The organism is Actinosynnema sp. NPDC023794 (genome assembly GCF_040639675.1).
GTDB classification, from domain to species: domain Bacteria; phylum Actinomycetota; class Actinomycetes; order Mycobacteriales; family Pseudonocardiaceae; genus Actinosynnema; species Actinosynnema luteola.
Window position 1 is genome coordinate 317,195 of record NZ_JBFAFR010000002.1, and the last position, 13,239, is coordinate 330,433.

Here is a 13,239-nt window from a genome sequence, read left to right on the forward strand (position 1 = left end):
AGTCGTCCCGTGAAGGGATTCGTCCGTGCCGCGTTGGCCGCTGTCCGGCCTGTCGACGTCCTGCCGAGCCCGAACATCTGGCACTGGCCCGAGCTCTACGAGGTCGAGAACCGCGCCCAGGACGTGGACGGCGCCATCTGGCGCACGCTGCGCGAGCAGTGCGACTGGGCCGGCCGGGACGTGGTCGACGTCGGCTGCGGTGACGGGTTCCACCTGCCGGTGTTCGCGCGGGACGCGCGCTCGGTCATCGGCGTCGAGCCGCACGCTCCGCTGGTGCGGCGCGCTCGGGCGCGTGTGGCGGACGTGCCGAACGCCGAGGCGGTGGCCGGTCCCGCGCAACGCCTGCCGTTGCGCGACGCGACCGCGGACCTGGTGCACGCGCGCACGGCGTACTTCTTCGGTCCCGGCTGCGAGCCGGGCATGCGCGAGGCCGACCGGGTGCTGCGGCCCGGCGGCGCGCTCGCGATCGTGGACCTCGACGGCCTGGCCGAGCCCTACGGGCCGTGGCTGTGCGCCGACGAGCCGCGCTACAACCCCGTGGACGTGGAGCGGTTCTTCGCGGATCAGGGGTTCTCGTTGCGCCGCGTGCGCGCGCTGTGGCGGTTCGAACGCCGTGCGGACCTGGAGGCGGTGTTGCGCATCGAGTTCTCCGAGGAGGTCGCGGAGAAGGCCATCGCGCGCACGCCCGGCCTGTCGTTCGAGGTCGGCTACCGCGTCCACGTGAGGCGCAAGCCGGCCGGGATTGTGCTGCCCTGAGCGCGCTCACCTAGGATTCGGGGCGTGGAGAACAGGAACGCGGGCAGGGTCGGCCGGCAGGTCGGCGTCATCGGTCTCGGCTGCTGGCAGCTCGGCGCCGACTGGGGCCAGGTCGAGGAGTCCGACGCGCTGGCGGTGCTGCACGCCGCCGCCGACACCGGCGTGAACTTCTTCGACACCGCCGACGTCTACGGCGACGGCCGCAGCGAGACGCTGATCGGCAAGTTCCTCCGCGAGCGCGGCGACGCGGGCATCACGGTGGCCACCAAGATGGGCCGCCGCGTCGACCAGACGCCGGAGAACTACAACCGCGAGAACTTCCTGGCCTGGAACGACCGGTCGCGCGCCAACCTCGGCGTCGACACGCTCGACCTGGTCCAGCTGCACTGCCCGCCGACGCCGGTCTACTCGACCGACGAGGTGTTCGACACCCTCGACGAGCTGGTGGAGGCCAAGCGGGTCGCCGCCTACGGCGTGAGCGTGGAGACCGTCGAGGAGGCGCTCACCGCGATCGCCCGGCCGGGTGTCGCGAGCGTCCAGATCATCCTGAACGCGCTGCGGCTCAAGCCGCTGGAGCGGGTGCTGCCCGCGGCGGCGGAAGCGGGCGTGGCGATCATCGCCCGGGTTCCGCTCGCCTCGGGGCTGCTGTCCGGCAAGTACACCGCGTCGACCACGTTCTCCGCCGACGACCACCGCAACTACAACCGCAACGGTGACGCGTTCGACGTCGGCGAGACGTTCTCCGGCGTGCCGTTCGAGGTCGGGCTGGAGGCGGTGGAGCGGCTGCGCGCCCTCGTGCCGTCCGGCGCGACCATGGCGCAGTTCGCGCTGCGGTGGGTCGTGGACCAGCCGGGCGTCACCGTGGTCATCCCCGGCGCGCGCAACGCCGAGCAGGCTCGGGCCAACTCGGCCGCCGCGGACCTCGCGCCGTTGTCGGCGCAGGACCGGGACGAGGTGCGGGCCGTGTACGACTCGCTGATCCGGCCGCTGGTCCACGACCGCTGGTAGATCACTCTTCCGGGTCGTCTTCCTCGACGTCGAGCTCGCCGAGGATCGCGTACAGCTTGCGGCGGGCCTCGCTGAGGACCTCGACGGCCCGCGCCTGCTGCTCACGCGTGCCCGCGTGCGCCATCTGCTGCATGGCCGCGCCGAGGTGCCGTGCCGCCGTGCGCAGTTTCGCCGCGTGCTGGTCGAGGTCGTCGTTGACCTGCTGCCACGGCGGCGCGCCGTCGAGCTTCGCGGCCGTGTCCCGACCGGTCTCGGTCAGCGTGAACAGCTTCTTGCCGCCCGCCTCCTCGGTGGAGGCGACGAGGCCCTCGTCGGCCAGCATCTGCAGGGTCGGGTAGACCGAGCCGGGGCTGGGCCGCCAGAGGCCGTCCGTGCGGCCGGAGATCTCCTGGATCATCTCGTAGCCGTGCATGGGACGTTCGGCGAGCAGCGCCAGGACCGCCGTGCGGACGTTGCCCTTGCGCTGCCTCCCGCCGCGACCCCGTCCCCGGCCGTGCCCCCGGAAGCCGGGCGGTTCGGGCGGGATCGGGGGGCCGCCGAACGGCTCGGGCGGTGGCGGGGGACCGCCGAAGGGGCCGAAGCCGCCGCCGAAGCCGAACCCCTGTCGCGGGTCACCGAAGCCGTGCTCGCGGTGGTGCCGGTGTTCGTGGTGCCTGTGTCCGTGGAAACGCATCTTCGTGCTCCTCGTATCGATCGGTTGCGACGTGTCGACGATATATCGGAATGTATCGCGATGCAACGGTGATGGCGATCGCAGTCGGCGTGGTCATGGGTGCGGCGTGCGCGTGGGACACTGGAGGGCGCTATGACTGCCCTCCCCCTCGTCTTCGACGCGCCCAAGCGCGGGCTGCCGCCGCGCCACCTCGCCGACCTCTCCGCCGACCAGCGTCGAGAGGCCGTCGCCGAACTCGGTGAGAAGCCCTTCCGCGCCGCGCAGCTGTCGAACCACTACTTCGGCCGGCTGACCGTCGACCCCGACGCGATGACCGACATCCCCGCCGCCGCGCGGGAACGCCTGGTGACCGACCTGATGCCGCCGTTGTGGACGGAGCTGCGCAGCGTCGAGGCCGATGGCGGCACGACGCGCAAGACGTTGCTGCGCGCCCACGACGGCACGTTGGTCGAGAGCGTCCTGATGCGCTACCCGGACCGCGCCACGCTGTGCATCTCGTCGCAGGCGGGCTGCGGCATGGCGTGCCCGTTCTGCGCGACCGGTCAGGGCGGCCTGACCCGGAACCTGTCCACGGCGGAGATCGTGGACCAGGTGCGGCGCGGTGCGGCGGCCATGCGTGACGGCGAGCTGCCCGGCGGGCCGGGACGGCTGTCGAACATCGTGTTCATGGGCATGGGCGAGCCGTTGGCCAACTACAAGCGGGTGGTCGAGGCGGTGCACCGCATCTGCGACCCGGCTCCGGATGGTCTGGGGATCTCCCAGCGTTCGGTGACGGTGTCGACGGTGGGTCTGGTGCCGGCGATCCGGAAGCTGACCGAGGAGAACCTCCAGGTCCGCTTGGCGGTCTCGCTGCACACGCCGGACGACGAGCTGCGCGACACGTTGGTGCCGGTGAACACCCGGTGGAAGGTGGCCGAGGTGCTGGAGGCGGCTCGCGGCTACGCCGATCGCACCGGTCGGCGGGTGTCGATCGAGTACGCCCTGATCCGCGACATCAACGACCAGCCGTGGCGTGCGGACATGCTGGGCAAGCTGCTGCGTCGGCACTTGGGCCAGTTGGTGCACGTGAACGTGATCCCGCTGAACCCGACGCCGGGCTCGAAGTGGGACGCGTCGCCGAAGCCGGTGGAGCGCGAGTTCGTCCGGCGGGTCAACGACCAGGGCGTCGCGTGCACCGTGCGCGACACGAGGGGCCAGGAGATCGCCGCCGCCTGCGGCCAGCTCGCGGCCGAGGGCTAGTTTCCTCGATCGAGTGCTTTCCTTGGTCGCGAAACTTGGGTCGAGGCAGAAACTTTCCTGGTGAGCCAATTTTCCTCAGGCAAGAAAGTGGACCCCGGGGAAAGTTTGCTTGGCTCTCGTTGCTCGGCTGTGACAGTGTGGCGCGGTGGACGCTGTGGCCGAGCCAGGTGAAGAGCAGCTACTGCGCAGCGGTGTCGAGCAGCTCGCCGACCTGCTCGGGCCGACCTGGGAGCTGGTGCCGCGCACCGACACCGCGGAACGTGGCGGTGTCGATGCGCTGGTGGACGTGCGACCGTAGGCGCTCGCCGCGCACCGGTCCGCGATCACTGTGATCGGTGCTCAGGCGGTGTACCTGCGCACGACGAACGCGGCGCTCCAGAGCGCGGCGTTCACCTCGGACGGCGACCTCGCCCTCGACCCCGCGGCCCTCGGGGACGAGCCGCTGGTGGACGAGGCGTTGAGCGCGGCCGGGTTCAGGCTCCGCTACGCGAGCCAACCCGGTCTGTGGGTCCGGTCCGAAGTCGTGGGGGAACGCGAAGTCGAGGTCGAGCTGGACATCCTCGCCGGTAGCTCCCTGACGACGGGTGGTCGCGCCGCCAGGATTCCGCCGCACGGCAGGATGTCGGCGAAGAAGGTGCCGGGGATCGAAGTCGCCGTGATCGATCGCTCGCCGATGCTGGTGAAGAGCCTCGACCCGGACGACACCCGCGCGGTGGAAGTCGCCGTCGCGGGCCCGGTGGCACTTCTGGTGTCGAAGGCGTTCAAGGCCAAGGACCGCCTCGATGACGCGGCCCGCAGCCGTCCGGGCCGTCTCGTGAACAAGGATGCGGCCGACGTGTTGCGGATCATGATGTCGGTCCCGCCCAAGGTCGTCGCCGCTTCGTTCGCGGCTGTGATCCGCGATCCCCGGGTCGGGCAGGTCGCGATCGACGGCCTGGAGTTGTTGCGGAAGCAGTTCGGTGCCGCGGGCACGCCCGGCGTCCTCATGGCGGTCGAAGCACTCGCCGGCGACCTGGAGGCCGAGCGGGTTCGCGCGCTGGCGCCTGCCTACGTCCGCAACCTCGGCGGGGCGTAGCAGCCGACCGGGCCCGGATGAGGGGCCGGTCTCGGGTGGGCTAGCGGCGCCAGGAGGTGCGGCTGCGGACCTGGTCCCAGATCAGCAGGGCGGCCATGGTGAGGCCCGTGAGGACCACCCAGAGGTTTTCGGTCTGGCCGTGGTGGTTGCCGATCAGCAGGGAGAAGACCGCCAGGGTGGAGAGCCAGCCCGCGATCTTGATGCCCTTGGGGAAGGTGCCGTGCCAACCCCACTCGGCCGACGGCTCGTCGTGGGGGTCGACCGCCGGACGCTTGTCCAGTTCCGAGGACGAAGACACAGCCGCACGACCTTCCTGCCCGATCACGTTCACCAACGGCGTCATCGTCGCACACCCGCGCGCCAGGCGAGACGTGAGGTGCGCGGCACCGCCGTGACGTCTACCCTCGGCCCTCGCGCGTGTTCGCCGCGTGTTCGCATCGCACCCCGCCAGGCCGGAACGGGCGCGCAGTCGCCCAGAAGGGCGACGAGGTTGACCGAACGGTTCCACCCGGCCGAGGGCCGCACGCCGGACACCTTCGCGCCGGTCGAAGTCGGCCTGCGCGCCGTCACCAAGCGCTTCTCCGACCAGACCGCGGTGGACGACGTCACGTTGCGGATCCACGAAGGCGAGTTCTTCTCCGTCCTCGGCCCGTCCGGCTGCGGCAAGACGACGTTGCTGCGCATGATCGCCGGGTTCGAGGACCCGACCGCGGGCCGGATCGAGCTGGACGGCGTGGACGTGGTCGGCGTGCCGCCCTACCGGCGCGACGTGAACACGGTCTTCCAGTCGTACGCGCTGTTCCCGCACATGTCGGTGTGGGACAACGTCGCCTACGGCGCCAAGCGCAAGGGCGTGCGCGGCGCGCGGCTGGAGCAGGTCGTCGGGGAACACCTGGAGCTGGTCCGGTTGGAGCGGTACGCGAAGCGGCGGCCCGCGCAGCTCTCCGGCGGCCAGCAGCAGCGCGTCGCCATCGCCCGCGCGCTCGCGGCCGGGCCCCGGCTGTTGTTGCTGGACGAGCCCCTCGGCGCGTTGGACGCGGTGCTGCGCAAGGAGCTGCAGATCGAGCTGATGCGCATCCAGCGCGAGGTCGGCACCACGTTCCTCTACGTCACGCACGACCAGGAGGAGGCGCTGGTGCTTTCCCACCGCGTCGCCGTGATGAACGCGGGCCGGGTGGCGCAGGTCGGCTACCCGGAGGACGTCTACGAGCGCCCGGCCACCCGGTTCGTCGCCGGTTTCATCGGCACGTCCAACATCCTCGACGCCCGGGTGTCCGGTGTGGACGGTCGCTGGGTCGTGCTCGAGGCGCCGGGCGTCACCGGCCTCCGGGCGCCGCTGAACGGCCACCGGGTCCGCCACGGGCAACCGGTCGCGGCGACCGTGCGCCCGGAGAAAGTGCACCTGCACGACCTCGCCGACGAACCGCCGACGGGCTGGTGCGTGCTCACCGGCACGGTCCGCGACGTCGTCTACGCGGGCGTGTCCACGCAGTACGTGGTGGATGTGCCGGGCGGCGGGGAGCTGGTCGCGTTCGTGCAGAACACCCGCCGCGTCGCCGACGCGGGCTCGCCGGGGCAGGCCGTGCGGATGGCCTGGGACCCCGACTTCACCGTGTTGCTGGGGAGCGCCGATGACTGAGCGGACACTGCGGATCGCCCGACTCTGGGACCCCGCGGACGCGAAGGTGACCCGCCGGACCGTGCTGCGGTCGACGGCGTTCTTCGCCCTCGCCGCGACCGGGGCGTGCGGCGTCGGCGACGCGCCTCCGACCGGCACGAGCGGCGCGCCCACGTCGAGCGCGAAAGCGGGCAACGCGGTCGACGAGCCGAAGCTCAACTTCTACAACTGGACCGACTACATCGCGCCCGACACGTTGTCCGGCTTCAAGGACGCCTCGGGCATCGAGGTCACCTACGACAACTTCAGCTCCAACGACGAGATGGAGGCCAAGATCGCCTCCGGCGCGGCCGGGTACGACCTGGTGGTGCCCAGCGACAACTTCCTGCGCCGCTTCCTGCGCTCCGGGCTGCTCTCGCCGCTGGACCACGACCTGCTGCCGAACCTGGCGAACCTCGGCAAGCGGTTCACCGAGGCCGACTACGACCCGGGCAACGCCTACTCCGTCCCGTGGGCCTGGGGCACGACCGGCCTGGCGTACTCGAAGTCGCAGCTCGGCGACGTGACCGGGTTCTCGGCCTACGACCTGGCCGCCGCGCAGGGCCGCGCCACGATCCTGGACGAGGCGCGCGACGCGCTGGCGCTCGGCCTGCTCAAGCTCGGCCACGACCCGAACACCACCGACGCCGGGCAGATCGCCGAGGCGGTCGAGGTGCTGCTGGAGCTGAAGGGGAAGCTCGGCCAGATCACCTCGGACGTGATCGAGCCGCTGACCTCGGGCCAGACGCCGCTGGCGCAGGCGTACTCCGGTGACGCCTTCCAGGCCCGCGACGGGAACGACGACCTGGCCTACGCGATCCCGGTCGAGGGCGGCCTGTCCTACGTCGACCTGCTGTGCGTGCCCAAGGACGCGCCGCACGCGGAGAACGCGCACCGGTTCATCGACTACGTGCTGGAGCCGTCGGTCGGCGCGGCGCTGGCCAACGCCATCCGCTACGGCAGCCCGAACGAGGCCGCGAAGCCCATGATCGAGCCGGAGCTGCTGGACGACCCGCTGGTCTACCCGTCGGACGAGCAGCTGGCCAAGCTGCCGTTCACCAAGGACCTCGGCGCGGACGTGGAGGCCCGCTACGCCGACGCGTGGACCAGGGTCAAGACCGGCTGATGGCCCGGCCGCGGTGGCTGGTCGCCACCGGTCTGCTCGCGCCGACCGGGGTGTGGCTCGGCCTGTTCCTGATCGCGCCGCTGGCGCTGGTGGTGCAGTTCAGCTTCGCCACCCGCGACACGGGGGTGGCGCGGGCCGTGCTGCCGTGGACGCTGCGGGCCTACGCGACGGCGCTGGACCCGGCGTTCCTGCCGATCTTCGGCCGCACGCTGGCGTACGCGGGCGTGACGACGGCGTTGTGCCTGCTCCTGGGCTTCCCGCTGGCCTGGTTCATCGCCCGGCACGCCGGGCGGCACCGGACCGCGCTGCTGGTGGCGGTGCTGGTGCCGTTCTGGTCGAGCTACCTGGCCCGGATCTACGCGTGGAAGGCGCTGCTGGACGGCGAGGGGCTGGTCAACCGGCTGCTGGGCGCCGTGGGGCTGGGCCGGGACGGCGGGTTCCTGCTGACGCACGGCGCGGTGGTGGTGGGGCTGACGTACGGCTTCCTGCCGTTCATGGTGCTGCCCCTGTACGTGGCGTGCGAGCGGTTCGACCACCGGCTGGTGGAGGCGTCGTACGACCTGGGGCACGCGCGGGCGTCGACGTTCTTCCGCGTGGTCCTGCCGGGCGTGTTCCCGGGCGTGCTGGCCGGGTCGTTGCTGGTCTTCGTGCCGTCGGCCGGTGACTTCGTCACGCCGAAGCTGCTCGGCGGCGTGGGCCAGTCGACGTTCGGCAGCGTGATCGACGACCAGTTCCGCGGCGGCAACAACTGGCCGCTCGGGTCGGCGATGGCGGTGTTGCTGCTGGTCGTGCTGGTGGCGCGCGGCCGGCGAGGGGAGGACGTGCTGTGAACCGCCGCCCGTGGGCGCTGGGCGGTGTCGCCGCGCTGGTGTTCGCGTTCCTCTACGCGCCGATCGCGTGGCTGGCGCTGGTGTCGTTCAACGACTCGCGGTCGCTCAGCCGCCTCACCGGGCTGTCGGTCCGCTGGTACGTGGCGCTGTTCGGCGATTCTCGGGTGCTCGACGCGCTCGGGCTGAGCCTGCGGCTGGCGGTCACGAGCGCCGTCGTCGCCACGGCGGTCGGCACGTTGGCCGCGTTCGGCCTGCGGCGGGCGTTCCCCGGCCGGGGCGCGTGGACGGTCCTGTTGAGCCTGCCGCTGGTGGTGCCCGAGGTGGTGCTGGGGGTGGCACTGCTCGGGTTCTGCGTGAAGCTCGCGGGCATCCCGCTCGGGTTCGGCGCACTGCTGGCCGCGCACGTCGCGTTCTCGCTGAGCTTCGTGGTGGTCGTGGTGCGGTCGCGGGTGGCGGGCATGGACCACCGGCTCGAAGAGGCCGCCGCCGACCTCGGCGCCGGCCCGCTGGTGGCGTTCCGCACGGTCACGTTGCCGCTGGTCGCGCCCGCGGTGGCGGCGGGTGCGGCGTTCGCGTTCCTGCTGTCGTTCGACGACGTGGTGACGTCCAGCTACCTGACGGGTGTCGGCTCGACCACGCTGCCGGTGTTCGTGTACGCCCAGGCCGGCCGCCGCGGCGTGTCGCCGGAGATCGTCGCGCTGTCGACGGTGATGGTGGCGGTGAGCGCGGCGCTGCTGATCGCCGGCGTGCTCGTGGTCGCCTGGCGGGCCCGCCGCGCGTCACCTGCGTCAACTTTCGTCGGAGACGGTCGAGACCAATGAACGCGGCCGTCCGACGGCTCGTTCTTTACCGTGGTCCCCTGTGACGTCTGTCGTTCAGCGGCTCCGGCCCGCCCTGCCGGATCTCCGGGAGGCGCCCGCCGCGTTCCTGCGCGCCCACGCCGAACGCCTCGGGCAGGTCACGCCCTGGCGCGTGGGGCGCGAGGTGCTGGCCATCGTCGTGTTCCTCGGCCTGGACGTGTTCCCCGGCTTGGTCTCGGGCAACTCGCGGCTGTCCGGCTGGACGCTGATCGCGCTGGGCGTCGGGTACGTGGTGATCTACCTGTCGAGGCTGCTGTTCCCCGCGCTGGCCCTGCTGGCGGTCACGTGGGTCGTCTTCAGCTCCGAGCACGGCGGCGTCGCGCTGGTGGTGATGCTCTCCTACGCCGCCGGCTACCGGATCGCGCCGTGGCAGCGCTCGCTGCTCACCGCCGTCCTCGCGCTCGCCCTGCACATGTTCGCCTGGGGCGTGTCCGCGCCCGGCCTGTCCGGGCCGTTCGGCCAGTGGGTGATGCTGACCGTCTACTGCATGGTCGTGGCGCTGCCGTTCCTGGTCGGCCGGTACGTCGCGCAGCGCAACGCGCTGGTCGCGGCGTTGCAGGAACGCGAGGAACGGGTGGTGCGCGAGCGGCGGATGGTGTCGCGCCAGGTGCGGCTGCGCGAGCGCAACCGGATCGCGCAGGACATGCACGACAGCCTCGGCCACCGGCTCAGCCTCATCTCCGTGCACGCGGGCGCGCTGGCCCTGGACACCGGACTCGGCGAACGCCAGCGCGAGGCCGTGCAGGTGCTGCGCAGCGCGGCCCTCACCGCGATGGAGGAGCTGCGCGGCGTCATCGGCGTGCTGCGGCGCGACGAGGAGCCCGAAGAGGACCAGGTGCGCCGGACGGTCGATGCGATCGACGAGCTGGTCGACGGCGCGCGGCGGGCCGGCGTGCGGGTCAGCCTGGTCCGCGGCGGCCAGCCCGTGCCGCTGCCCGCGAAGGTCAGCCACGCCGCGTACCGCATCGCCCAGGAGGGCCTGACCAACGCGAACAAGCACGCGCCGGGCGCGAGCGTGCAGGTGACCGTGAAGTACGAGCCGGACGCGCTGGTGGTGGAGGTGCGCAACAACCCGCCTCGGGCGAAGCTGCCCAGCGGCGGCGGCTTCGGGCTGATCGGGCTCGGCGAGCGGGTGCGGCTGGCGGGCGGCATGCTGCACGTGGGCGAGCTGCCCACCGGCGGGTTCCGCATCGCGGCCGTGCTGCCGTACGAGGACACCGCCGCGGCGGGCGACGAGCCGTCCGACGAGGAGCGGCCCGAACCCGCGAAGCCCACCGGCATCCGCAAGTGGGCGGGCGTCGGTTCGATCGTGCTGGCCGGGATCGTGGTGCTGGTGGTCGTCGGCGGCTACACGTGGATCGGGTCACAGCCCGTCACCAAGGTGGTGTCCGAGGAGTTGTACGACTCGGTGTCGGTCGGGCAGTCGGAGGCGGAGGTGATGGCCAAGCTGCCGGGCGGGGCCGAGCCGCCGCTGGGCGACATCAACTCCGACGCCGATCCCGAGCCCGCCGGAACGCGGTGCGAGTACCGCGTGGCCGACGTGCAGACCTACTCCTCGCGAGCGACCAAGATCGTGCGGTTCTGCTTCGCCGACGGCACGCTGGTCGAGAAGAACACCCACTTGCAGGAGTTGTGACAGTGATCCGGGTCCTCATCGCCGACGACGAGCCGCTGATGCGCGCGGGCATCAAGGCCATCCTCGGCACCGCCGACGACATCGAACTGGTCGCCGAGGCCGGTGACGGGCGGGAAGCGGTCCGCATCGCCCTGGAACGGCGGGTGGACGTCGCCGTGCTCGACATCCGGATGCCCCGCATGGACGGGCTGGCCGCGGCACGCGAGCTGCGGACCGTCGCGCCCTCGGTGCGGGTGGTGATGCTCACCACGTTCGGCGAGGACGACAACATCGTCCGCGCGCTGTCCGACGGCGCCGCCGGGTTCCTGCTGAAGGACTCCGCCCCGGAAGAGCTGCTGCGCGCCGTGCGCGCCGTTCACTCGGGCGAGGCCTATCTGTCACCCATGGTGACGAGCCGGGTGGTGGGCATGGTCGCGCAGGTGGGTCAGCCCCGCCGGCAGGAGGCGATGCGCCAGGTCGAGGGGCTGACCGAACGCGAGGTCGAGGTGCTGGCCCTGCTCGGGCTCGGGATGTCCAACGCCGACGTCGGGCAGCGGCTGCACATGAGCGAGGCGACTGTGAAGACCTACGTGAGCAGGCTGCTGGCCAAGCTCGGGCTCACGAACCGGGTGCAGGCGGCGTTGCTGGCGCGCGACGCGGGCCTGGCGAACTGAGCCGCGCGCAGGGGTGTGCCCCGTCGGCTTCCCGACGGGGCACACCCCGAGTGGTTATCTGCTCCGAGCGTCGTCATGCCCGAGCACGGTTGCCGCGGTTGCCGGTCACCATGCGGTACACGCCCAGCACGATCAGCGAGCCGAGGATGGCGAGCAGCCAGGTGCTCAGGTCGAAGAACGTGTTGATGTTGGTCCCGAAGATGGCCTGGCCGACGAAACCACCGATGATGGCGCCGACAATGCCGAGCAGCATCGTGATGATGATGCCGCCGGGGTCCCGACCTGGCATGATGGCCTTGGCGATGGCACCCGCGATGAGGCCGAGGACGATCCAACCCAAGATGCCCACGGGGGCTCTCCTTCCTGATGGCCGCGACGGGGGATCCGTCGGGGCGCTTGGTCGAGGAATGCCCACGTTCGAGTGATACCACGCCCTCGTTACCGTTCCGTTATCCAAGTACCGCTGTGCGGGCCATCAGGTCGGCTCGGGAACAATGGGCGGTGATGAGCACACCACGCACGGTCCTGGTACTCGGGTCGACCGGGTCGGTCGGCACCCAGGCCCTCGACGTCATCGCCGCCAACCGCGACCGGTTCTCCGTGGTCGGACTGGCCGCCGGCGGTGCGGACCCGGCCGCCCTCGCCGCGCAGGCCGTCGAGTTCGGGGTCCAGGCCGTGGCCGTCGCCCGGGCCACCGCGGTCGAGGACGTCACGCTCGCCCTCTACGCCGAGGCGCAGAAGCGGGGCTACGCGCGGGGCGCGTTCAAGCTGCCGCGCATCCTGGCCGGCCCGACCGCGATGACCGACCTGGTCGACTCCACCCCCGCCGACGTGGTGCTCAACGGCATCACCGGCTCGATCGGCCTGGCGCCGACGCTGCACGCGCTCAAGGCGGGCGCGACGCTCGCCCTGGCCAACAAGGAATCGCTGATCGCGGGCGGTCCGCTCGTGCTCAAGGCGGCCGAGCCGGGCCAGATCGTGCCGGTCGACTCCGAGCACTCCGCGCTGGCCCAGTGCCTGCGCGGCGGACGGCCCGACGAGGTGGCCAAGCTCGTCCTCACCGCCTCGGGCGGCCCGTTCCGCGGTCGCACCCGCGCCGACCTCGCCGACGTCACCGCGCGTGAGGCCATGGCGCACCCCACGTGGTCGATGGGGCCGGTCATCACCGTCAACTCGTCCACCCTGGTCAACAAGGGCCTGGAGCTGATCGAGGCGCAGCTGCTGTTCGGCGTGCCCTACGACCGCATCGACGTGGTCGTGCACCCGCAGTCGGTCGTGCACTCGATGGTCACCTTCACCGACGGCTCCACGCTCGCCCAGGCCAGCCCGCCGGACATGAAGCTGCCGATCGCGCTGGCGCTGGGCTGGCCCGACCGGATCCCCGGCGCCGCCGCCGCGTGTACTTTCGACGTGGCGACGGCGTGGACGTTCGAGCCGCTGGACGACGAGACGTTCCCGGCGGTGAGGCTGGCCAGGCAGGCGGGCTCCGGCGGTGGCTGCCTGCCCGCGGTCTACAACGCGGCGAACGAGGAAGCGGTCGCGGTCTTCCTCGGCGGCGGCACCTCGTTCACCTCCATCGTGGACACTGTGGCGGGAGTGCTCGCGGAGGCGGACGGCTGGGCGCACGAGCCGGTCGACGTCGACGAAGTCCTCGCGGCGGAGCAATGGGCCCGGGCGCGGGCGCGGGAACTCGTGGCCACTTCGGTGGGGTCTGGAAGGGACTGAC

At 71.8% G+C, this 13,239-nt stretch carries 15 protein-coding genes; 12 read left to right on the plus strand and 3 right to left on the minus strand.

What is annotated here, in order from left to right; all coding sequences use genetic code 11:
- Positions 1 to 9: 9 nt before the first annotated feature.
- Positions 10 to 756: a class I SAM-dependent methyltransferase gene (locus AB0H12_RS06015; protein ID WP_499621169.1), complete on the plus strand. Its 747-nt coding sequence runs from the start codon at positions 10 to 12 to the stop codon at positions 754 to 756.
- A gap of 24 nt (positions 757 to 780) precedes the next feature.
- Positions 781 to 1,764 carry an aldo/keto reductase gene (locus tag AB0H12_RS06020; RefSeq protein WP_499621171.1) on the plus strand — a complete coding sequence of 328 codons (984 nt, stop codon included), beginning with the start codon at positions 781 to 783 and terminating at the stop codon, positions 1,762 to 1,764.
- Position 1,765: 1 nt separating this feature from the next.
- On the opposite strand, the gene AB0H12_RS06025 is transcribed toward AB0H12_RS06020, so the two are convergent.
- Complete coding sequence (locus AB0H12_RS06025; RefSeq protein WP_499621172.1) at positions 1,766 to 2,437, minus strand: PadR family transcriptional regulator; 672 nt, start codon at positions 2,435 to 2,437, stop codon at positions 1,766 to 1,768.
- A gap of 132 nt (positions 2,438 to 2,569) precedes the next feature.
- Here AB0H12_RS06025 and rlmN point away from each other — a divergent pair, with 132 nt between their 5' ends.
- The 3 genes from rlmN to AB0H12_RS06040 all read left to right on the plus strand — a co-directional run bounded on the left by rlmN (position 2,570) and on the right by AB0H12_RS06040 (position 4,751).
- The gene (rlmN, locus tag AB0H12_RS06030; RefSeq protein ID WP_499621174.1) at positions 2,570 to 3,676 is read left to right on the plus strand and encodes a dual-specificity RNA methyltransferase RlmN; all 1,107 of its coding nucleotides are present in this window, start codon (positions 2,570 to 2,572) and stop codon (positions 3,674 to 3,676) included.
- A 154-nt stretch (positions 3,677 to 3,830) separates the two neighbouring features.
- Positions 3,831 to 3,974, plus strand: a complete 144-nt coding sequence (locus AB0H12_RS06035) for a hypothetical protein (RefSeq protein ID WP_499621176.1) — start codon at positions 3,831 to 3,833, stop codon at positions 3,972 to 3,974.
- Positions 3,975 to 4,022: 48 nt separating this feature from the next.
- Complete coding sequence (locus AB0H12_RS06040; protein ID WP_499621178.1) at positions 4,023 to 4,751, plus strand: hypothetical protein; 729 nt, start codon at positions 4,023 to 4,025, stop codon at positions 4,749 to 4,751.
- Positions 4,752 to 4,791: 40 nt separating this feature from the next.
- Here AB0H12_RS06040 and AB0H12_RS06045 read toward each other — a convergent pair whose 3' ends face one another.
- Positions 4,792 to 5,049: a DUF2631 domain-containing protein gene (locus AB0H12_RS06045; RefSeq protein ID WP_499621180.1), complete on the minus strand. Its 258-nt coding sequence runs from the start codon at positions 5,047 to 5,049 to the stop codon at positions 4,792 to 4,794.
- Positions 5,050 to 5,241: 192 nt separating this feature from the next.
- On the opposite strand from AB0H12_RS06045, the gene AB0H12_RS06050 reads away from it, so the two are divergent.
- From AB0H12_RS06050 to AB0H12_RS06075, 6 genes are read left to right on the plus strand one after another with little or no spacing between them, the layout of a single operon-like run.
- Complete coding sequence (locus AB0H12_RS06050) at positions 5,242 to 6,390, plus strand: ABC transporter ATP-binding protein (RefSeq protein WP_499621181.1); 1,149 nt, start codon at positions 5,242 to 5,244, stop codon at positions 6,388 to 6,390.
- On the plus strand, positions 6,383 to 7,534 hold the full coding sequence (locus AB0H12_RS06055) for a polyamine ABC transporter substrate-binding protein (protein WP_499621183.1): 1,152 nt from the start codon (positions 6,383 to 6,385) through the stop codon (positions 7,532 to 7,534). Before AB0H12_RS06050 ends, AB0H12_RS06055 begins: the two co-directional genes overlap by 8 nt.
- Positions 7,534 to 8,364: an ABC transporter permease gene (locus tag AB0H12_RS06060; protein ID WP_499621185.1), complete on the plus strand. Its 831-nt coding sequence runs from the start codon at positions 7,534 to 7,536 to the stop codon at positions 8,362 to 8,364. The genes AB0H12_RS06055 and AB0H12_RS06060 overlap by 1 nt, the downstream gene beginning before the upstream one ends.
- The gene (locus AB0H12_RS06065) at positions 8,361 to 9,185 is read left to right on the plus strand and encodes an ABC transporter permease (protein ID WP_499621186.1); all 825 of its coding nucleotides are present in this window, start codon (positions 8,361 to 8,363) and stop codon (positions 9,183 to 9,185) included. Before AB0H12_RS06060 ends, AB0H12_RS06065 begins: the two co-directional genes overlap by 4 nt.
- 40 nt (positions 9,186 to 9,225) lie before the next feature.
- Entirely contained in the window at positions 9,226 to 10,860 is a 1,635-nt protein-coding gene (locus AB0H12_RS06070; RefSeq protein ID WP_499621188.1) for a sensor histidine kinase, read from the plus strand.
- 2 nt (positions 10,861 to 10,862) lie between these two features.
- Entirely contained in the window at positions 10,863 to 11,513 is a 651-nt protein-coding gene (locus tag AB0H12_RS06075; RefSeq protein WP_499621189.1) for a response regulator, read from the plus strand.
- Positions 11,514 to 11,586: 73 nt separating this feature from the next.
- Here the strand turns inward: AB0H12_RS06075 and AB0H12_RS06080 are convergent, their stop codons facing one another.
- The gene (locus AB0H12_RS06080; RefSeq protein ID WP_230567651.1) at positions 11,587 to 11,862 is read right to left on the minus strand and encodes a GlsB/YeaQ/YmgE family stress response membrane protein; all 276 of its coding nucleotides are present in this window, start codon (positions 11,860 to 11,862) and stop codon (positions 11,587 to 11,589) included.
- Between the two features lie 155 nt (positions 11,863 to 12,017).
- On the opposite strand from AB0H12_RS06080, the gene dxr reads away from it, so the two are divergent.
- Positions 12,018 to 13,238: a 1-deoxy-D-xylulose-5-phosphate reductoisomerase gene (gene dxr, locus AB0H12_RS06085; protein ID WP_499621191.1), complete on the plus strand. Its 1,221-nt coding sequence runs from the start codon at positions 12,018 to 12,020 to the stop codon at positions 13,236 to 13,238.
- Position 13,239 lies beyond the last annotated feature (1 nt).

What these genes read in the sequence shown, in the direction of transcription:
- AB0H12_RS06025 (WP_499621172.1), bottom strand. Translation starts at nt 2,437, where the DNA reads ATGCGTTTCCACGGACACAGGCACCACGAACACCGGCACCACCGCGAG.
- rlmN (WP_499621174.1), top strand. Translation starts at nt 2,570, where the DNA reads ATGACTGCCCTCCCCCTCGTCTTCGACGCGCCCAAGCGCGGGCTGCCG.
- AB0H12_RS06055 (WP_499621183.1), top strand. Translation starts at nt 6,383, where the DNA reads ATGACTGAGCGGACACTGCGGATCGCCCGACTCTGGGACCCCGCGGAC.
- AB0H12_RS06060 (WP_499621185.1), top strand. Translation starts at nt 7,534, where the DNA reads ATGGCCCGGCCGCGGTGGCTGGTCGCCACCGGTCTGCTCGCGCCGACC.
- dxr (WP_499621191.1), top strand. Translation starts at nt 12,018, where the DNA reads ATGAGCACACCACGCACGGTCCTGGTACTCGGGTCGACCGGGTCGGTC.